This window comes from Mesorhizobium sp. M0174 (genome assembly GCF_040322275.1).
In the GTDB taxonomy this organism is placed as follows: Bacteria; Pseudomonadota; Alphaproteobacteria; order Rhizobiales; family Rhizobiaceae; genus Mesorhizobium.
In genome coordinates this window covers 61,222-79,637 of record NZ_JAMYTB010000011.1, presented here as the reverse complement: position 1 = coordinate 79,637, position 18,416 = coordinate 61,222, and the positions used below count along the sequence as shown (strand labels likewise).

The window sequence follows — 18,416 nt, the reverse complement described above, 5'->3', positions numbered from 1 at the left end:
CCATATCATTTTTCTTTTAGCCTGGCTAAAAAATCGGATAGGGCTTCTAATTTGTATCTAACAGATTGAATGATCTAGTTTCCAACTTGCTGCTACACAGTGAAGTCGTGAGCAGTCAGGGCGCGTGGGGGCGTGAGGACTTGGCCCGGCGCTTGGATCTACAAGGAAGAGGAACCTCCGGAGCTGATCCGGCACCCAATGGGAGGAATTTCGATGAAGTTACGGACAAGCGGCCTGTTCGCCGCCTCGACGGCACTGGCCCTTTTTAGCATCGTCCCGGCTTTCGCCGAGGACAGCTGCCCGGCCTATCCGACGGCCAAGATGGACAAGATCGAATCGACGGCCCTTGAGGCGGAATTCGGCGCGGTGCCGGCGCCCAAGAAGGAACTGCATTTCGCCTATGTCACCAAGACGCTGATCAACGAGTTCTGGCAGGACGTCGCGGCCGGCGCGAAGGCCGAGGCGGGGAAGTACAACATCAGCGTCGACGTGCAGGCCGCCAAGGACGAAAGCTCGATGATCGAGCAGCTCAACCTGGCGCAGACCGTGCTGTCGCAGAAGCCGGACGCGCTGCTGCTGTCACCGCAATCCGATTCCAATCTGGCGCCCGTGATCGAAGCGGCACGCGCCGCCAACATCCCCACCATCATCATCGACGACGCACGCACCGAAGGCGCCAGCACCTATATCGGCACCGACCAGGTTTCGATCGGCGCCAAGGCGGCCGCCTTCCTGCACCAGACCTATCCGGACGGCGGCAAGGTCGCCCAGATCGAGGGCGCGGCCGGCTCGCCCAATGCGCGCTTGCGCATTCAGGGGTTCAAGGAAGAGCTCAAGAAATACCCCAACCTGGAACTCGTCGCGAGCCAGCCCGGCAATTGGGACCGGCTGACCGCGTTGAACGCGACCTCGAACATCCTGCGCCAGACGCCGGACCTCGCCGGTATCTACGCCAACAATGACGGCATGGCGCTCGGCGTGGTCGAAGCCGTCTCCAGCGCCAGCAGTCTCGACAAGGTCGCGGTCGTCGGCACCGACGGCATCCGGGAAGCCAAGAAGTCGGTCGGCGCTGGCGAGATGCGCGCCACGGTGGCGGAATTCCCCTTCGAGGAAGGCCAGCTCGGCGTGCAGATGGCGCTTCGCCTTCTCGGCTGCCAAGCCATCCCGCAGTGGATCCTGTCGCCCCAGGCGGTTATCACCAAGGACAACGTCAAGGAATTTCCCGATCCCAAGACCAACTGAGGCAATCTCAGTGCTCAATGCAATCTCCCAGGCAGAGGACGGCGAAAGCCGTCCTCCCGCACTCCGGATGACCGGCATCGTCAAGCGCTTCGCCGGCGTCCACGCACTGAAAGGAGTCAATCTCCATTTGCACGGTGGCGAGGTTCACGCCCTTTTGGGCGAGAATGGCGCAGGCAAGTCCACGTTGATGAAAGTGATGTTCGGCATCGTGCAGCCAGACGATGGGGAAATCGCGCTCGATCCGATCGGCACCGTCCGCATCGATGGCCCGCGCGACGCGCTCGCCATGGGAATCGGCCTCGTCAGCCAGGAACTCAGTCTCGTGCCGCAGCTCGACGTCGCCCAGAACATCTTCCTCGGCCGCACGCGTGGGCTAAAGTTCGTTCCGCGCGCCAGCTTCCGCCGCGAGGCACGCGCGATCCTCGACGACCTTGCGCCGCACCTCAAGACCGACACGCCGGTGTCGGCGCTCGGCATGGCCGACCGGCAACTGGTCGAGATCAGCCGCACGCTTGCCCGCGGCGGCCGCATCATTGCCTTCGACGAGCCGACATCGAGCCTGACGCCTGCCGAGCAGGACAGCCTGTTCGCCGTCATCCGGCGCCTCAAGGCGGCAGGTAAGGCCATCGTCTACATCTCGCACCGCATGAACGAGATCCGCGCCATTGCCGATCAGGTGACGATCCTGCGCGACGGCGCGGTCGTCGCCTGCGGTCCGATCGCCGACTATTCCGAGGCCAGGCTCAACGAGCTGATTGCCGGCCGCGAATTGTCGCGCGAAATGAGCGCCGAAAAGCCGGCGCCGGTGCGAAGCGCTCCGCTCCTGGAACTGCGCGGCGTTTCAACCGCACGCATCAAGGATGTCGGCCTGTCGGTCGGCGCCGGAGAGATCGTCGGCCTGTCGGGTCTTGTCGGCTCCGGACGCTCGGCAGTCCTGCGAGCCTGCTTTGGCATCGATCCGCTGTCGGCCGGCGAAATCAACGTCGCGGGCAGGAGCGCGACGCTTGGCGGGCCGGCGGACGCCATGCGGACCGGCATCGCGCTGATCCCAGAGGATCGCAGGGGTCACGCCATCGTGCCGATGACGGATGTCGAGCGCAATTTCGGGCTCGGCAACCACGGCCGCTTCGCCGCGCTGGGCGTGATAAAGGGCGCTGAGAGGCGGCGAGCGGCCAAGCACTATATGGACGAACTGCATATCCGGCCACCGTCGATTAGCACCGAGATGCGCAACCTTTCCGGCGGCAACCAGCAGAAGGTGGTGATCGCCCGCTGGCTGGCGACCGGCGCGCGGGTGTTCCTGTTCGACGAGCCGACCCGCGGCATCGATGTCGGCGCCAAGGCCGAAATCTATGCGCTGCTGCGTCGCCTCGCGTCCGATGGAGCAGCGCTGCTTGTCGTGTCGTCCGAACTGCCGGAACTCCTGCTCATCTGCCATTGCATCGGCGTCGTCAGCGGCGGCCGGTTGCGCGCCATGGTCGACAACGATGCCGGACTGACCGAAGAGCGGCTGATCGCGCTCGCTGCCAGAGAGGACAATTCGTGACCGAACTCAGGTCCCTGCCCCGCACGGATGCGGCCGAGAAAAAAAGCCCCACGGCGTCGCGGCGGGGCGATACGCTGCGCAAGGCCAGCGTGGCGATCGGCTGCGTGGCGCTTTTCGTGGTGTTCTCGGTGCTCAACAGCACCTTCTACCAGCCGTCGAACCTCATCGACATCATGCTGCAATCCTCGATCAACGCGGTGATCGCGGTCGGCATGACGCTGGTCATCATGACCAAGGGCATCGACCTGTCGGTCGGCTCGATCGTCGGCCTGTCCAGCATGGTAGCGGCCGACATGCTCTCGCACGGGCTGCTTGCCGGTATTGGCGCCGGATTGCTGGTCGGCATGGTCTGCGGCTTCCTCAATGGCGTACTGATCGCGAAGCTGAAGCTCCCCGACTTCATCGTGACGCTCGGCACGCTCAGCATCTTCAGGGGCGCCGCGCTGATCTACACCGACGGCCAGCCGATCTACGGACTGGCTAAGGAATTCCGCGCCATCTTCGCCGGCCGCCTGCTCGACATCCCGACGCCTGTGCTTCTGGCGCTGGCGATCGCGGCCCTTGCTTATCTTCTGGTCCGCTACACAGCACTCGGCGAGCAGATCATCGCCATCGGCGGCAACGAGGAGGCGGCGCGGCTCTCGGGCATCAACATCGAACGGGTGAAGGTCACCGTCTACACGATCTCCGGCGTGCTTTCGAGCCTGGCCGGCTTCGTGCTGATCGCGCGCATTGGTGCTGCCGAGCCGATCGGCGGCAGCGGCTTCGAACTGCAGGCGATCGGCTCGGCGGTGATCGGCGGGGCAAGCCTGTTCGGCGGCGTCGGCAACCCGCTGGGATCGCTTATCGGCGCACTGACCCTCGGCGCATTGCAGAACGGGCTGACGCTGATGAACGTGCCGTCCTTCTGGCAATATGTGGCGTCGGGCGCGGTCGTCATTCTCGCCGTCTTCGCCGACCAGTGGACAAGAAAGCGCGGATGATACCCGCCGACGAAAGCTGGGCGATCGTCGATACGCACCAGCATTTCCAGAGTCTATCTGACGCCAGCTACCCGTGGCTCAACCCCGAGCGGCCAGAGCCATTGGAAGGAGACCTCGGGCCCATCCGGCGCGACTACCTTCCGTCGGACTACCGCCGCGATATGGAAGGTCTTGGCGTCGTCAAGACGGTGCACATCCAGAACGGCCGCAATCCGTATGATCCGGTGGATGAGACGCGCTGGCTGAGCGCATTGGCAAGACAGGAGGGCATGCCGGACGCGATCGTCGCCTATGCGGATCTCGCAGCCCCGGATGTCGAACGCGTGCTGGAAGCCCATGCCGGGTTTCCGCGCGTGCGCGGCATTCGCCAGATCCTCAACTGGCACGACGAGCCCCGCCTGCGGAGCGCACCAAGCCCCGACCTGATGGAAAACACGCAATGGCGGCGGGGTTTTGCCCGCCTGGCACCGCTCGGGCTGAGCTTCGACCTGCAGCTCTACTGGCCGCAGATGGACATGGCGCTGGCGCTGGCGCGCGCCTTCCCCGACACGGCCATCGTGCTGGAGCATTTCGGCATGGTGGCCGATCGCAGTCCGGAGGGTCTTTCGGCATGGCGGGCGGCGATCAGCCGCCTTGCACAAGCGCCGAATGTGAGCGTCAAGCTATGCGGCTTCGGCCTTGGCGCACCAGTCTGGACGAGCAAGGAAACACTTCCTTTGCTGCGCCAAGCCCTTGACGTCTTCGGTCCCGGGCGGACTATGGTAGGAACCAACATGCCGGTGGAACTGCTTTTCGCTACCCCGAAAAAGATCGTCTCCATTATTCATGCCGTCGCTATGGATCTGTCCCATGATGAACGGATCGGCCTGCTTCGCTCAAATGCAGAAAGATTCTATCGTATCTAGTGCTGCCCTCTACGACCAATCTAAAATGTCCGCTTCCAATAAATGGAGAAGTGAGATCAACGGCCGACATCAGGCGCATTGCTGCCATCCAACCTGATCATTCTGTGACGAATGCGCCGTTTCGATAGACCACCACGCGAGGACGATAGGTTGGCCCTTGCTCAACGCTCGTAGTCGTTCTCGTTTGAGCGCTGGGTCTTTCGGTCCTGCTCTTCCGACTGCCGTGCCTTCTGCTTTTTGTCATCCTTCTGCTTGGCTCTCGTCTCCTGCTCGGTGCTTGTGCGCGGCTGCTCCGGCTCGCGAGGATCGTCCCGAGTTGGAAGGTCTCGCCCTCGCGCCTCGCGCTCGGCGATCGGCTCGCCACCGCCACCACCACGACGCTGTTGCTGTCGCTCGAATTGCAGCCGCGCCAGACGGTCGTGCATCTTGTCGTTGACCTCTTCACGATACTGTTCGAACTGTCCTTGATGCGCCGCCGGCAGCGTCTCGCGCATGTTGTCCAGAGCCTGATTGACGCGGGCCATCTGACGCCGCATTTCCAAGGGGGTTTGCGCCATGTTCAAATCTCCTATCAGTGCATTCAATTCTCTCATACCGGGATGGGACAGAAAAGACTTCTGCCCCGATTGATCAGCTCCGCGACCCGCGGCAGGACCTGGTTGCCCCTCACCTGTCCGATCGCGACGGAACCGCAGAAAATTGCTGCCGATCGACTCCGCTGCCGTGAGAGCGTGACCGACTATGCCCGCAGTCCGCATCGTCGTCACAGTCTTTTGCCATGCGGCAGCGATTGCATCACCGTTCACGACAAGGGATTGCCCATCCAGACGGCGTTGCCGCTTGGCCTCCACTCGCTCGATCGTCCTGGCGCTGACCTGGTAGCGCGGATCGCTCTGGGCGCGGCTATAGGCTCCGGCATGCTCCTTGGTGAATGGCCGCGTCATCGCATGATCCATGCGCCGCGTCGCCACCATCGCAATGCCGTTCTCGCGTGCTTTTTCCGCAAAGGCCTCGCGCCAGGCGACCAGATCTGGCTTGTAGAATTTCAGACGCTCGCCATCGGCTGACCGTGCCTGCACCATTGCATGAATATGGACGTGCTTGGTGTCGTTGTGATGCGCCAGGACGAACTTGTATCCTGGCGCGCGCTCCTCGAGCACGGCGAGCGCCGCGGCCATGACGGCGTTGGCATCGGTGCCGGCCCTTGCCGAGAAAAGCAGGTGATAGGCATTGCGGCGCTCACGCCCCGAAAACTGCGGGCTCCATTGCTCATAGACCGAAGCCGCAGCCTTGGTGGAATTCTTCACCCCGGGTACAGCCTCGCCATTTGCGTGGCGGACTTGGCTGTGGGTGCGGATGAACTTCTGCAGGAAATATTTTGCTTTGGGTTCACGGCTCACGGCCGCCGTTACCTCTGCCTTGGCGACCACCCCCGCCGCGCCCATAGCTTCAGACAAGCGCGCCTCGATCTTGTCGAGCGCCTTGCTGCGCGAATTTTCCCGACCGCCGGCCAGGACTCTCGCAAGCGGCCCTGCCCGCTCATCGGTGTGCGCGTATACCGCCACCGCCTGACCGTCCTGTGCATAGATGAACGGTTTTGCACCGAAGGCCTTGTTCAACGCCTCGCTCAAGGCGGCATCGGTGACCTCGCCGGCGAGCTCGAAACGGACCTCCAGAAAATTGGTGTTTTCCAAGGGCGGTTCGAACGTCTCGCAAAATGTCTCCAGGAACGCTTTTCTTGCGCCGCCTGTCGCAAGCACCTGCCTATCCTCGTCGAAAATCTCTATGTCGTGTTTCTCGCCTTTTTCGTCCTCGCGCTTCCCGATGTAATTGAGCAGCCGAGCGGCGGCTTCCTTGGTCGATGGCGGGTTAGGCATGACCTTGAACACAGCAGGCTGCGCGCCCGCCGCATAGCCTGCCCGTGCCGCCACGGCGCGCGCCTGATAGCCCGCCCGCGCCGCTCGTCCTGTATCGCTCGGGCGACCAGCACCACGGCCGCCGCCGCCGCCGCGCCGCTTCCAGTCTTCCTCCTCCTCTTCCGGCCGGAAGCCGGCGAGCGTGGCGCCATAGACCATGATCGGCGCGCTAGCGGCCTTGGGCGAGCTCGCAGCAGCAGTGGACTTCGGTGCCCTGCTGGACATGGAGCTCCCCGCCACTCCTGTCCCTCCCGGCGACGAGCGAGGGGCGTTCCTGCCTCCACCTACCGTCGAGCCGGCTTGTTCTTGCCCGAGGCGTCCGCCGCCGCCAGTCCGCTCATAACTCTTCATCGCCTGGAATTCACCGGCCTCGTCGGGCGCCCATCAGAGACTTGTCGTCGTCCAGCTCCTCACGCTTCACGCTGGACTCGCCTCGCAGATAGCGTTCGATTTCGGCCGCGTAGCCAGCAAGACGACCGTTCATGGCCTGGCCTCCCTCGCCTTGCGGGGTCCGACGGTCATCGCCTTTAGTTCCTCGCGGAACTGCCGCACCAGGTCACCCACGGCGATCAGCGCCTGCTCAAGATCCTCATCATGGGCAACACGGCCGTCATTCATGGCGCGCACCGCCTGATTGAAATTGATGCCGACGCGCCGCAGCTGATCGGTCATCTCCACGATCGTTGGCCGCAACGCCTCTGACGCGATCGGCAGATGCCCGGTCTCTGCCCGCACGAGACGCCGGACCCCCTCGCTGACCGTTACGCCATCGCGCTCCGCAATGGCTTTGAGGCTGGCCATCTCGTCAGCCGAAAACCGGATGTGGGTCACCTCGCCGTAGCGCCGTGACGCGTTCTTTACCGCTGCTTTCTGGACGTCTGCATCCATCTCTCAAGCCCGCTTGCGGGCGCTAAGGCCCGTCAGGGCCGCGCCGCCTATTTTGTGTGTATCACAAAATAGGCTATCCTGCCAATAAGAAGAGGGAGAGGAATGAAAAATTTCGGGGCGCGCGCCTCTCCTCACAGGCGCAGTTGTCAGCGGCGCGGGCGAAATGTGCCCATCGTGATTTGATGCGATGTGTCTATGATGCGTTGACGACTTGTATCCATGTTAACATGGATACACCGGCACTATGCGCGGCCGGAAAAGCTTAGTCGGAAATGCGCATTCGATGGGCCACCGGACCCCTTCTTTGGTGAAGATAGCAGCTGCGCAAAAACTGCACCTTTAGCGAGCCCTTATCATGCGCGCCTGGGTTGCCAAACCAGCCTTCCCCGTCGACAATGTCACCATGTTTCAACCGTGATTTTGTTTCATGTATCCATGATGACTTGTTTCCATGTTAACATGGAAACAAGGAAACAAGGCCGGAAGGAGGCCCCATGATCATCTCCGCTGCGATCCCAAAGGGCGGCACTGGCAAATCGACGATGCTGCGCACCCTCGCATCCGTCGCGCTGCATCGGGGCTATTCGGTCACTCTTATCGATGGCGACCGGCGGCAGAACATGAACCGCTGGTTCCAGATGCTCGGCGAAGCTGGCAATCGTCCTGACAAACTTACGATGGTGAGCGCGATGACGCCGCAGGAAATCCTTCGCGCGGCAGCCACTCACAACGGGGAACGCTCGGTCGTCTTGATCGATACGGAAGGCACCACAAATGACAACCTCATGGCCGGTCTTTTCGCCGCCGACATTGTCGTCGTGCCGGTCTATTTTGCCCTCGACGATGTGACTGCCGCCATCCAGATCACCGACCACTACATCCCACTGGCGGTCGAGAGTCGGGGGAGACCGTTGCCTGCGATATTCGTGCTGACCAAGCAGACCATCATCGATGGCAGGGCGCGAGCCCTCACCGAACTGCGCGCCATCATCCAGGCCAACGGCACGCCCATTGCGGAACACGTCCTGCACAATCGTGTTGCCTACCGCGACCTTCAGACCGGGCAGACCCTTTACAGTCCCGAGGTACCTGACGCGAAGGCGGTTGCCGAGAGCGAAGGGGTCTTTGACGACCTTCTGCAAGCCTTCATCGAAGCCACAAGGAACGCGGCATGAGTGAAGAAACCGCACCGAAACCTGGTGACGACAAGAAAGCCCGCATGATGAAGGCTATCTCCACACAGCCGCCGGCGCTGCCCAGCATGTTCATCCCGCCGAAGGCCGAGACATCAGGGACCAAGGAGCAGGCTGCGCCACAGATGCAGGAACCGACAAAGCCGTCCCCGGCAGTCGGGCCCGATTTCCGCAAGCTGCTGCGGCAGGGTCAAAAAAGGGATCCCATCGCCGGAAAGAAGATTCGCGAGGAGGAGATGATCCGCTGCGGGTACTATCTGACGGCCGCGGAGCAGCGTCAGTTCAAGTTGCTGGCGATCAGCAACGGGCACAGCATGACCGAACTGCTGCGAAAGGCCGTGCAGGATTATATCCGCGTTCATAAGCACAAACTGCCAAAGGAATAATCGGCGGTATGGAGTCGCTGTCGCATGCTGTGACGGGTGATGTTCGTGACTCTTTGCGACGCGCAAAAAAGGGCCCGCAACGGAACACTCCGTCGCGGGCCCTGAGATGTGTTTGCCTACTTGGGTTGGTTGAGGTGTTTCAGCACCTGGCCGAGGATTGTGTCTCGCACCGGACGCCCGCTGGCTGCCGCTTTGTCGTCGACCAGCTTTGCGGCCAGTCTGGGCGACAGCGGGATGAAGTCGTAGCCGTGTGAGATGGCTGCGCGATGAAGATCCTCAAGCGTTTCGAACGCGCGATCGTGGGTGCCGAGCCAAAGACCGGGCTCGTCGGTTTCTTCGTGTGGGAACGCCTGCAGGAAGTAGGTCCGAAGTGGTGGATCGTAGCCGATGACAGCGTCTTGGTCCGAGCGGCCCTGTCCGGTGACGGTGCCAGTGACAGTGATGGTGTAGCGGCTCATTGCAACCTCCTATTGCCGGTGGGGAGCCGGCCCCTTGCGGGGCCGGCCACTGATGCCTCACTGGGGGTTGTTCCAGAGGATGACCTTCTTGTTTTCCTCGCCACCCGGGGCGGGAGCGAGATTGCCGAAGATGACGCCGATCTCGGGGGCCTCCAGCTTGACCGAGAGGTATTCCTCGCCCGAACGCTGGGAGATGCGGTGCCAGCCGGCTCCGATCTCGAAGCCCGTGCGCTTGTTGACGATCCGGTAGTCGGGGGCGTCCTCGCGCGATTTGTTGGGGTTTGGGATGAGGGTGATCGGGGCATTGACCCGGAGCGTGGCGAAGACGCCTTCCATCGAGCCGTCGGCCTTGGTGGTGAGGTTTGCGATCGTGGTGGCCATGGTAGTTCTCCTTCGGTTGCATCGGGACCATTCCCGATGGCGCCAAAGGAGAGGGCCGTCCTGCTGCGGTCATCTCGGCGAAAATTCTGGAAAATTCTATTTGCCGAAAAGTAGCGGGCAGGCCCTTCGCCTGCCCGCGGACAAAAAACAGAAATCGAGTTTTCCTGAATGTTCGCCGAGTGTACCCCCAACGGGGGTTGACCGCACAAAGCAGGCGGTCGTCTACAAAGGCGACATGAAACGGGAATGGCCCCGGATGCGACCGAAGGACGAGAACTCAGGCCACCATCGCTAGATCGCCGACGCAACGCTGCCGGATCGCAGGAACTTGCTGCAGCCTCTCGGGTCATATCGTCGGCATTGCCAACACATCGAACAGCAGCCCGGCGCGTGACCGCCTTGCGTGTTCGATATGGCGGCATAGCGGTTTCGAGATCGGGGCCGGCTGCAGCGGCCTTCACGCCCTTCGGGACGATACCGCGCAGTCAGGTTGGATGACCCGGCAAGCCAGGATGTTCGGCACGCTTGCACCCGCTTCAGAGGCGAGACGGGTCAAGATGATCATCCGCACAACGCCCCGCGGCTCTGCACGTGGACCGGTTTCGAAAGGGGCCGGCTCCGTCCGCTCATACAAGTGGAGTTGGGGGCGCGGGGCCACCGGATCAAGCATGTCGGAATCGGACCCACCGGGCTGTCTGCGGGACCGCTCCAACATCATCCTGGCAACGCCAGACGCTCCTCCGGCATCATGCGGGCTTCGGCTTGGCGGCGAATGTCCGGACCGGCATGGCGGAGCATGGCGCACCAGTCCTGCACATTGTACGTCGTCGCCATGCCGCCCCTGGCCAGATCGTAAATTACGCACGGCTTGTTTGCGATGGCGAGCCGAAGCACGTTGACGGCCGTGCCCGGTGATGCGCCGTCCCAGACCATCATCCCAAAGTCGGCGCGCCGCGCCATCTCCCGGTCCTTAGCGGCGTCGAACCAAGATCCATGAGTGCCTCCAGGTGACGGGACATGGTAGGCGGCCCAGTCGCCCAGATTGTTGTGGGGTTCCTTGCCGGCATGGAAGACCCCGACATGCTCGTACTTGTAGCCGGCGAGCAGGCCCTGCGCCTCGGCATCGGCTCCAGGCGCGTCGCCAATCAGCACGCCGTGCTCGGCAGCAACGATTGCGCCGATGCGAGCGATGACAGGTTCCGGCAGCTCGAATATCTCGCGTGATCCACCCATGAATATCATCGACATCGTGACTTTCCTTTCTCTCCAGCGTCCCCCGCTCCGCTGCGGCCGCCCTCTCCCCCTGGCCCTACGCGAGGGATCGTCACCGAAGGCCGAGACGGCGAAGCCGGCTCGGGAAGCGGCGGTACGCCGCGACGAGAGCCCGGCCGGCCGCAGGCCGGCGCGCCCGGATCGGATGGGAACGAAAGACGACCTGTCGGAGATGGTGTTTGCCAGTCAGAGGCGCACGTCCTGAATCGAGCGCATGAGAACGGAAGAATTGTCGCTTGAAGCAATGACTCCCAACTCTGCCAGTAGCACTCGGCCTCGGCATTGATTGCCCTGACCCCGACCGACGACGACATTGGCCGCGTCGAGCGGCGTTACGCGACTGGTTCGGACATGCATGCGACGAACCCGACCGCTAGCGGTTGGGTTCGTCGACATGGCGATTGAAGCGAGTTCTGAGCGCGGACGCGAGGAAGACGGCGCTTCACGCGCCGTCCTCCGCGAACCGCCAGACGGGGATGCCGAGCCGACGGGCCTTGTCGGCAAGGTTCTCGGTGATGCCGGAGCCGGGAAAGACGATCAGGCCGTAGGGCACTACTGAGAGAAGCTGGTCGTTGCGGCGGAACGGAGCCGCCTTGGCGTGCCGGTTCCAATCCGGCTTGAAGGCGATCTGGGTGACCTTGCGGTTCTCGGCCCAGCAGGCGGCGATGCGTTCGGCGCCGCGCGGGCTGCCACCGTGGATCAGGACCATGTCGGGATGCTTCTCGCGGGCCTTGTCGAGCGCGTCCCAGATCCGGTCGTGATCGTTGCAGTCGAGGCCGCCGGCGAAGGCGATCTTGGTGCCGGCTGGAACGAGCACCTCGGTTTCGGCATGGCGGCGGGCGGCGAGGAAGTCTCTGGAGTCGATCACCGCCGCGGTCATCGCCTGGTGTGATACTTTGGAGCCGGTGCGCGGCCGCCATGCCGATCCGGTTTGTGCCTCGTAGAGGTCGGCGGCCTCATCGCGCATGATTTCGAGCACGTTGCGACGCTCGATATAGGTGATGCCTTCGGCCGTGAGCCGTTCCAGCTCGACGGACTTCACCTCCGAACCGTCCTGTTCCTGCTGGCTCGAACGCTGGGCTTCCTCGTTGCGGTCGAGGCTGCGGGCGACGCGCTCGGCGGCGCGGTGGAAGACGTTAGCGAAGGACCAGAGCAGGTCGTCGAGATCGGGTTCGAGCCTGGTGTCGCCGAGCATGCCGGCGAAGGTCTCGACGATGCCGGCGAGGCCGGCCCGGATCACCTCGTCGTCGGGAAGGGGCCGAGGATCAGGTTCGTCCTGATGCGGACGATGGCCGTACATCTGCAGTTCGAGGATGACGCGGTCGGTCGGCGAGGAGGCGTGGTTGGGCGCGTAGGCGTCGTCGAAAGGAAGCTCGTAGGTCATGGCGTGTCTCCGTCGGTTGCGGCCGCGCCTATCGCGGCCTGACAGCGCATCCCGGCCGCGCCCCGGACGCGGCCGCACCGAAGGCCGAAGCGCGAGCGGAGGACGGCGCAGCCGTTGCGGTCGTGTCCGGGGGGTGGCAGGGATCGCCTCTCGGGCAGGCCGCGGGCGCAACCTCTCCGGCGGACCGTCGCCATGCCTGCAAGGCTTCCGGTGACGCCGACCCTGCCCGCCAGCCGGCCCGACCCGCTCATCCGGGCGGCAGGAAGAGACGGGTATCCTCCGGGACGAGCTGATCGCTGAGCCATGCCGCGAGATGGGCCGGGCCGAGATGGCGCAGATCGTCGTTGAAGTCGCCGAGCTGCGGCCGCAACACCAGGGCGAGGATCCCAGCCTCGCCTGCTCGCTGGCTGAGACGCTCGATACCGTGCCGGCCGGCGGCGTCGGCATCGGCCGCGATGTAGAGGCGACGGCAAGCAGGAGGCAAGGTCAGGCCGGCGAGGTGATTGGCCGAGGTGGCGGCGGCCACCGGCAGCGCCGGCATCACCGTCCTGAGCGATGCCATCGTCTCGAACCCCTCGCCGGCGGCCATGACCGGGACGGACCCACCGGGATCAAGGCCAAGCCAGATGCCGTTGCCAAGGAGGTCCCCCAGCGAGCGGCGTGGTTCCGCGAGCCGCGCCTTGCCCTGACCCGAGGGATCAAGCCAGGTGCGTTGCAGGCCGGTGATCTGCCCGCTGAGGTTGGTCACAGCGGCAATCAGCGCAGGAAGAGTCTGCGTCTCGCCCGTTACGAGATCCCGGTAGTAGCAGCCGGGATGGAAGCGTAGCGCGCGCTCATGCGTGGAGAGCAGAATGCCGCGACTTGCGAGGTATCGTTCGGCCAGCGTGCCGGCGATCGGCTGGGACATGGCGAACAGACGCCGCGCGGCGTCGGGAGAGCCGCGTTTCACGGCTGGCTGGCGGCCACGGAGCTGGGGCCGTGGCAGCGGCATGGAGAGGAAACGACGCGCTTCATCCGCGATGTCACGGAAGTCAACGAGGCCGCAACTTTCGCGGATGACATCGAGCAGATCGCCAAATTCGGAGGTCGCCTCATCGACCCACTTACCCGCAGGGCCCTTGGTACTGGTCTTGAGCCGAACATGCATGGAGCGGCCGGTCGTGTTGCGGACATCGCCGACGATCCAGTGATTACCGGAGCGATGGCCATTGGAAAGATATTCGCGGCACACCGCCTCGGCATGTTCGCCAAGGCGGCGTGCCAGCTCGGAGGCCGAGACGGTCATAATCGTCTCCCCTCACGCCGCTGCCGCGCGGTCGGTGACGCCGACCAGTGTGTGGCGGTCGAGGAGCGCGGCGAGGATGGACGGTCCTTGCTCGCTCGTCGGGATGAACAGCCGGAGCTTCCAGGAGATGATCTCGGAGATCAGCCCCAGCGACTTCAGCCGGGGAACAAATGCGTCTGTGAAGCCGATCAATTCGATACGGTAGTCGTTCATGACGCGGCTGCGGCGCAAGATCAGGCCATCGGCGAGTTGCAGTCCGATCCGTCCGTCGACAAGCCCGGTCCAGGCATCTTCCGGCGCGAGCTTGGGTACATCGTCGAGCCCCAGATTGCGGAACATGGTCGCGACAAGCGTCGGCGCGATGTGACGCCCGATGATGCGTTCGCCGGCATCGGCCTGGATCCGGTAAACCTGACAATCATGGTCCGGCAGCCGACGCCAGATCGGCAGCAGCAGACCCGTCACGATGTGAAAGGTGCTGGTGGTGAACTCCGGGACGGCGGCCACTTCTGCCTGCCACAGGTCGCAGAACAGGTTACGGTCGGCCGGCTGCCAGTGGGTTTCGGCAAGGGCGTCGAGGCCGAAGCGCAGCTCGTCCGTCGGCCGCAGCAGCCGCACGCGGTGTTCTATCGCGCCATCGTCGAGCATCAGGCTCGCCGTCGGAAGCTGTATGGCTGTACGGCTCGAGCGCGAGTTGACGAGCAGAACCGATTGGGGCTCAGCCCGGGCGATGGCCAGCGCGTCGACCAGGCCGAGCGGCCGGATACGGTCCTTGCGCGCGACAGTCAGCACATGCGACTGCGCGCCCGAGACCGGGTGGGAGTAAACGGTGCGGCGATCGGTGACGACGATGCTTTCGGCGGTGATCGTCTCCAGTCCCTTGTCATAGTTTCCGGCGGCGATCGCGCCCTCAACCTTCGCCGTCATCAGTTGCTCGAACACTTCGAACAGCAGGTTCTGGGTCTCGATGCGCAGCGCCAGCAGGCGGTTGAGCCAGGTCGTGATCGGCGGGAGCTCGTCGCGCAACCCGCCCCCGTCGGTCGTCAAAGACAGCCCGGTCACGGTCTCGAAGGTCGTGAGCGAGCAGCCCTCTATCTTGCCTTGGTGCAGCAGATGGTAGAACTGCCGCAGCGCCGCGCGGGCATAGGGGCTTTCGAGATTATCCTCGGCACGGAACAGCCCTGCGCCGCCGGTCTGGCGCTGGCCGCGCGTGATCGCGCCCAGCGTGTCGAGCCGTCGCGCGATGGTGGACAGAAAACGCTTCCCGGCTTTCACGTTCGCAGCCATGGGCCGGAACAGAGGTGGTTGCGCCTGATTTGTGCGGTGGGTCCGTCCGAGCCCCTGGATAGCGTTGTCAGCGCGCCAGCCGGCCTCGAGCAGATAGTGCTTGCGCAGCCTCTGGTTCTTGACCCCGAGATCGGCGTGATAGGAGCGGCCGGTACCGCCGGCATCGCTGAAGATCAGTACGCGCTTGTCGTCATCCATAAAGCTCTGGGTCTCGGCGAGATTGGCCGAGCCCGGGCGGTTCTCGACGGCAAGCCGGTCGATGCCGTCGCGGCCGGTCTTCTTGACGATGCGCCGGGAGCGGCCGGTCACCTCGGCGACGGTGTCGGTGCTGAAGTGGTGGAGGATCTGGTCGAGCGTGCTGCCGACCGGCGGCAGCGATGCGAGTTTTTCGACCATCTCGTCGCGCCGCCGAACCGCCTCGCGGCACTGGACCGGGTTGCCATCTTCGTCGTGAACGGGCCGCGAATAGAGGTTCCCGTCGGCGTCCGAGTATTCCTCGAACAACTGGGTCGGGAAGGAATGCAGCAAGTACCCACCGACATACTCGCGCGGCGTGACGTCGACATCCAGATCCGACCATTCCTCGGTTGGGATCTCGGCAAGGCGTCGTTCCATCAGCGCCTCGCCGGTCGAGACGATCTGCACGACTGCCGAATGGCCATCGGCGAGGTCCTGCCCGATCGCGCCAATCAGCGTTGGCGTCATCATCGAGGTGATCAAATGCGAGAAAAAGCGTTGCTTGGTACTTTCAAAGGCCGAGCGCGCCGCCGATTTTGCGTTGCGGTTCAGTGTGCCAGCCTCACTGGTGATGTTGGTCGCCTCGAGTGCGGCGGTCAGGTTGTTGTGAATGACCTGGAAGGCGTCCGCATAGGCGTTGTAGATGCGGATCTGTTCGTCGGTCAGCGCGTGCTCGAGAAGGTCGTATTCGACCCCGTCATAGGAGAGCGAACGCGCCGTATAAAGGCCGAGCGATTTGAGGTCGCGGGCGAGCACTTCCATCGCCGCGACACCGCCGTCCTCGATCGCGGCGACGAATTCGGCACGGTTGGCAAATGGAAAATCCTCGCTGCCCCAGATGCCGAGACGTTGCGCATAGGCGAGGTTCTCGACGGCGGTCGCACCGGTCGCGGAGACGTAGACAACGCGGGCATCGGGCAGCGCGTGCTGCAGCCGCAGGCCTGCCTTGCCTTGCTGCGACGGCGCGACGTCGCCACGCTCACTTTTGCCGCCAGCGGCATTGGCCATGGCGTGCGCTTCGTCAAAGACGATGACGCCATCGAAAGATTTTTTTGCCCCCGACGGGTTTTCTCCAATCCCTGTCTGGCTTTCTTTAGTCCCCGTCGGGCCTTCGGCCCTCCTCGCCTCTTGGCCCACCCAGTCGAAGATCTGAGCGATCCGGGATTTCTTGCCCTCCCGTTCCTGCGAGCGGAGCGTTGCGTAGGTCGTGAACAGGATGCCTTCGGCGAGGCGGATCGGCGTGCCCAGCCGATAGCGTGAGAGCGGCTGCACGAGGAGTTTTTCCTGGCCAAGTGCCGCCCAATCGCGCTGGGCGTCTTCCAGCAATTTGTCGGACTTGGAAATCCAGATCGCACGGCGGCGGCCCTGCAGCCAGTTGTCGAGGATGATGCCGGCGACTTGCCGTCCCTTGCCGCAGCCGGTTCCGTCACCCAAAAACCATCCACGGCGGAAGCGGACAGCGTTCGCAGCACCTTCTGGCGCGGCCGAGACGACATCGCAGGTCTCGTCAACCGTCCAGGCTCCGGTGAGATGGCCGCAATGGGCTTCGCCGGCATAGATGACGCTTTCGAGCTGGGCGTCCGACAGAAGGCCCTCGTCGATGATCGCATTAGGAACAAGCGGCCGATAGGAAGGCTTGGGCGGCGCGACGGCGGCCATCGCGGCCGACTGCACCAGCGGGGTCGGATGCGGTTTGGCGCGGGGAATGTCGATCGACTGGAGCGCGTAGGGTTCGTAGATCGTGTCGGTAAGCCGGCCGCCCTCCTCCGGAATCCAGTCGCGCAGCTCATAGGCGATCGGGACAGCAGGCGCGCTGCTTGCCGTGACCCGGCGAGCGGGCTTCGCCCGCACAATCGGACGGACCCATTGGATGGCCTTCGCAGTAGCCGTTGAGACACCGAGGGGTGCGGCTCTCGTCCACGATCGGGCACCCATGTGCATGGCGGCATTGCTCAGGATCCCGTTCGGTTGGGCACCGATCGAGTCCGGAAAGCCGCCCGGTGTCCGGGGCGGCAGATCCGTGATCCAGGAGAGCAGCGTTTCGACATCCGTGGCCTTGCCGGGCGACCGGACGAAGCCGGTCGGGTCGGCGGCCGGTACCTTGTCGATAATTGTCAGGCGGGTCTCAGTAGTAGTGCCATGGCGGGCGTAGACACGGCCGTCGATCGCCGCGGTGAAGATGATGGTGCCCTGCTGCTGCAACCGTTCGAAGGCCGGCCGCCATTTGGGGTTTTCGGGAGACAGCCCGGCGCCGGTGATGGCAACGAGGCGTCCGCCCGAACGCAGGCGTGCGAATGCGGAAGAGAGGTGCCGCAATGCCGCGTCGGCGACATGTCCGTCGACATGGGCGCCGACGCTGAATGGCGGATTCATCAGCACGACGGACGGCTCCATGGCCGCGTCGAGATGATCGTTGATATGGGCGGCGTCGTGCCGCGAGACGGAACCCTGGGGAAACAGCAGGCCGAGGAGATCGGCCCGCGTCGCGGCAAGCTCGTTGAGCGTGATCGGGGCGCGCGCCATCTCGGCATGGATGGCGAGAAGGCCGGTGCCGGCCGAGGGTTCGAGAACGAGGTCGCAAGATGCGATCGCCGCGGCGTGCGCCGTGACGAAGGCCAGCGGCAAGGGCGTGGAGAGCTGCTGCATGGCCTGGCTCTCGTCGGACCGTCGCGTATGGGTGGGAAGAAGGTCAACGATGCGCTTGATCATCGCCAGCGTTGCCTGCGGCGTGGTCGACCGGGACAGGATCGCCGGGCCGAACCGGCGCAGAAACAGCACCTGGGCGACTTCGAGCGCCTCGTAGGCGTCCTTCCAGACCCAGAACCCTTGCGCATCGCTGCCGCCAAAACTTGTCGTCATGGCGGTGCGCAGTGCGGCGGTGGTGACAGGCTTGCCCTGCCCGAGGAAAGGCAAAAGCAGCATTGCCGCTTGATAGATCGCTTGGGCGTTGTTGATGGAGGCCGGCGTCGGCGCGTCGAGGGGAGCAGCAGTCCGGGCAACGGCCGGTGTGGTCGAAACAATGTTCATGGAAATGTCCTTCGCAAGAGGGGAGT

General features: G+C 63.9%; 15 protein-coding genes. 6 read left to right on the top strand and 9 right to left on the bottom strand.

Features of this window, described 5'->3' with window-relative positions; all coding sequences use genetic code 11:
- Positions 1-213: 213 nt before the first annotated feature.
- Genes NKJ13_RS21380 through NKJ13_RS21365 form a run of 4 tightly spaced genes read left to right on the top strand, consistent with a single transcriptional unit; the run spans position 214 to position 4,676 of the window.
- A complete protein-coding gene (locus NKJ13_RS21380) occupies positions 214-1,242 on the top strand; it encodes a sugar ABC transporter substrate-binding protein (RefSeq protein ID WP_352778203.1) in 1,029 nt (342 codons plus the stop codon).
- Positions 1,243-1,252: 10 nt separating this feature from the next.
- Complete coding sequence (locus NKJ13_RS21375; protein WP_352778200.1) at positions 1,253-2,788, top strand: sugar ABC transporter ATP-binding protein; 1,536 nt, start codon at positions 1,253-1,255, stop codon at positions 2,786-2,788.
- Positions 2,785-3,771 (top strand): ABC transporter permease, encoded by a 987-nt coding sequence (locus NKJ13_RS21370; RefSeq protein ID WP_352778198.1) that lies wholly within the window; start codon positions 2,785-2,787, stop codon positions 3,769-3,771. The genes NKJ13_RS21375 and NKJ13_RS21370 overlap by 4 nt, the downstream gene beginning before the upstream one ends.
- Complete coding sequence (locus NKJ13_RS21365) at positions 3,768-4,676, top strand: amidohydrolase family protein (protein ID WP_352778196.1); 909 nt, start codon at positions 3,768-3,770, stop codon at positions 4,674-4,676. Before NKJ13_RS21370 ends, NKJ13_RS21365 begins: the two co-directional genes overlap by 4 nt.
- Before the next feature lie 161 nt (positions 4,677-4,837).
- On the opposite strand, the gene NKJ13_RS21360 is transcribed toward NKJ13_RS21365, so the two are convergent.
- The 3 genes from NKJ13_RS21360 to NKJ13_RS21350 form a co-directional block, all read right to left on the bottom strand.
- On the bottom strand, positions 4,838-6,817 hold the full coding sequence (locus NKJ13_RS21360; protein WP_352778194.1) for a relaxase/mobilization nuclease domain-containing protein: 1,980 nt from the start codon (positions 6,815-6,817) through the stop codon (positions 4,838-4,840).
- A gap of 136 nt (positions 6,818-6,953) precedes the next feature.
- A complete protein-coding gene (locus NKJ13_RS21355) occupies positions 6,954-7,076 on the bottom strand; it encodes a hypothetical protein (protein WP_352778191.1) in 123 nt (40 codons plus the stop codon).
- The gene (locus tag NKJ13_RS21350) at positions 7,073-7,480 is read right to left on the bottom strand and encodes a plasmid mobilization protein (RefSeq protein ID WP_352778189.1); all 408 of its coding nucleotides are present in this window, start codon (positions 7,478-7,480) and stop codon (positions 7,073-7,075) included. The genes NKJ13_RS21355 and NKJ13_RS21350 overlap by 4 nt, the downstream gene beginning before the upstream one ends.
- A 494-nt stretch (positions 7,481-7,974) precedes the next feature.
- Between NKJ13_RS21350 and NKJ13_RS21345 the strand changes: the two genes are divergently transcribed.
- Complete coding sequence (locus tag NKJ13_RS21345) at positions 7,975-8,655, top strand: nucleotide-binding protein (RefSeq protein ID WP_352778187.1); 681 nt, start codon at positions 7,975-7,977, stop codon at positions 8,653-8,655.
- Entirely contained in the window at positions 8,652-9,059 is a 408-nt protein-coding gene (locus NKJ13_RS21340; protein ID WP_352778185.1) for a hypothetical protein, read from the top strand. The genes NKJ13_RS21345 and NKJ13_RS21340 overlap by 4 nt, the downstream gene beginning before the upstream one ends.
- A gap of 116 nt (positions 9,060-9,175) precedes the next feature.
- Here NKJ13_RS21340 and NKJ13_RS21335 read toward each other — a convergent pair whose 3' ends face one another.
- The 6 genes from NKJ13_RS21335 to NKJ13_RS21310 all read right to left on the bottom strand — a co-directional run bounded on the left by NKJ13_RS21335 (position 9,176) and on the right by NKJ13_RS21310 (position 18,390).
- Positions 9,176-9,517: a hypothetical protein gene (locus tag NKJ13_RS21335; RefSeq protein WP_352778183.1), complete on the bottom strand. Its 342-nt coding sequence runs from the start codon at positions 9,515-9,517 to the stop codon at positions 9,176-9,178.
- Positions 9,518-9,574: 57 nt separating this feature from the next.
- The gene (locus NKJ13_RS21330; RefSeq protein WP_352778180.1) at positions 9,575-9,898 is read right to left on the bottom strand and encodes a DUF736 domain-containing protein; all 324 of its coding nucleotides are present in this window, start codon (positions 9,896-9,898) and stop codon (positions 9,575-9,577) included.
- A gap of 714 nt (positions 9,899-10,612) precedes the next feature.
- Positions 10,613-11,146 carry a hypothetical protein gene (locus NKJ13_RS21325; RefSeq protein ID WP_352778177.1) on the bottom strand — a complete coding sequence of 178 codons (534 nt, stop codon included), beginning with the start codon at positions 11,144-11,146 and terminating at the stop codon, positions 10,613-10,615.
- 466 nt (positions 11,147-11,612) lie between these two features.
- Complete coding sequence (locus NKJ13_RS21320; protein WP_352778176.1) at positions 11,613-12,554, bottom strand: DUF2493 domain-containing protein; 942 nt, start codon at positions 12,552-12,554, stop codon at positions 11,613-11,615.
- A gap of 247 nt (positions 12,555-12,801) precedes the next feature.
- The gene (locus NKJ13_RS21315; RefSeq protein ID WP_352778173.1) at positions 12,802-13,839 is read right to left on the bottom strand and encodes a DUF7146 domain-containing protein; all 1,038 of its coding nucleotides are present in this window, start codon (positions 13,837-13,839) and stop codon (positions 12,802-12,804) included.
- Between the two features lie 12 nt (positions 13,840-13,851).
- Positions 13,852-18,390: a strawberry notch-like NTP hydrolase domain-containing protein gene (locus tag NKJ13_RS21310; protein WP_352778171.1), complete on the bottom strand. Its 4,539-nt coding sequence runs from the start codon at positions 18,388-18,390 to the stop codon at positions 13,852-13,854.
- Positions 18,391-18,416 lie beyond the last annotated feature (26 nt).

Bases quoted from the DNA above. Each gene is read 5' to 3' on its own strand.
- NKJ13_RS21380 (WP_352778203.1), top strand. From the start codon at position 214: ATGAAGTTACGGACAAGCGGCCTGTTCGCCGCCTCGACGGCACTGGCC.
- NKJ13_RS21365 (WP_352778196.1), top strand. From the start codon at position 3,768: ATGATACCCGCCGACGAAAGCTGGGCGATCGTCGATACGCACCAGCAT.
- NKJ13_RS21360 (WP_352778194.1), bottom strand. From the start codon at position 6,817: ATGTCCAGCAGGGCACCGAAGTCCACTGCTGCTGCGAGCTCGCCCAAG.
- NKJ13_RS21355 (WP_352778191.1), bottom strand. From the start codon at position 7,076: ATGAACGGTCGTCTTGCTGGCTACGCGGCCGAAATCGAACGCTATCTG.
- NKJ13_RS21350 (WP_352778189.1), bottom strand. From the start codon at position 7,480: ATGGATGCAGACGTCCAGAAAGCAGCGGTAAAGAACGCGTCACGGCGC.
- NKJ13_RS21345 (WP_352778187.1), top strand. From the start codon at position 7,975: ATGATCATCTCCGCTGCGATCCCAAAGGGCGGCACTGGCAAATCGACG.
- NKJ13_RS21340 (WP_352778185.1), top strand. From the start codon at position 8,652: ATGAGTGAAGAAACCGCACCGAAACCTGGTGACGACAAGAAAGCCCGC.
- NKJ13_RS21335 (WP_352778183.1), bottom strand. From the start codon at position 9,517: ATGAGCCGCTACACCATCACTGTCACTGGCACCGTCACCGGACAGGGC.
- NKJ13_RS21330 (WP_352778180.1), bottom strand. From the start codon at position 9,898: ATGGCCACCACGATCGCAAACCTCACCACCAAGGCCGACGGCTCGATG.
- NKJ13_RS21325 (WP_352778177.1), bottom strand. From the start codon at position 11,146: ATGTCGATGATATTCATGGGTGGATCACGCGAGATATTCGAGCTGCCG.
- NKJ13_RS21320 (WP_352778176.1), bottom strand. From the start codon at position 12,554: ATGACCTACGAGCTTCCTTTCGACGACGCCTACGCGCCCAACCACGCC.
- NKJ13_RS21315 (WP_352778173.1), bottom strand. From the start codon at position 13,839: ATGACCGTCTCGGCCTCCGAGCTGGCACGCCGCCTTGGCGAACATGCC.
- NKJ13_RS21310 (WP_352778171.1), bottom strand. From the start codon at position 18,390: ATGAACATTGTTTCGACCACACCGGCCGTTGCCCGGACTGCTGCTCCC.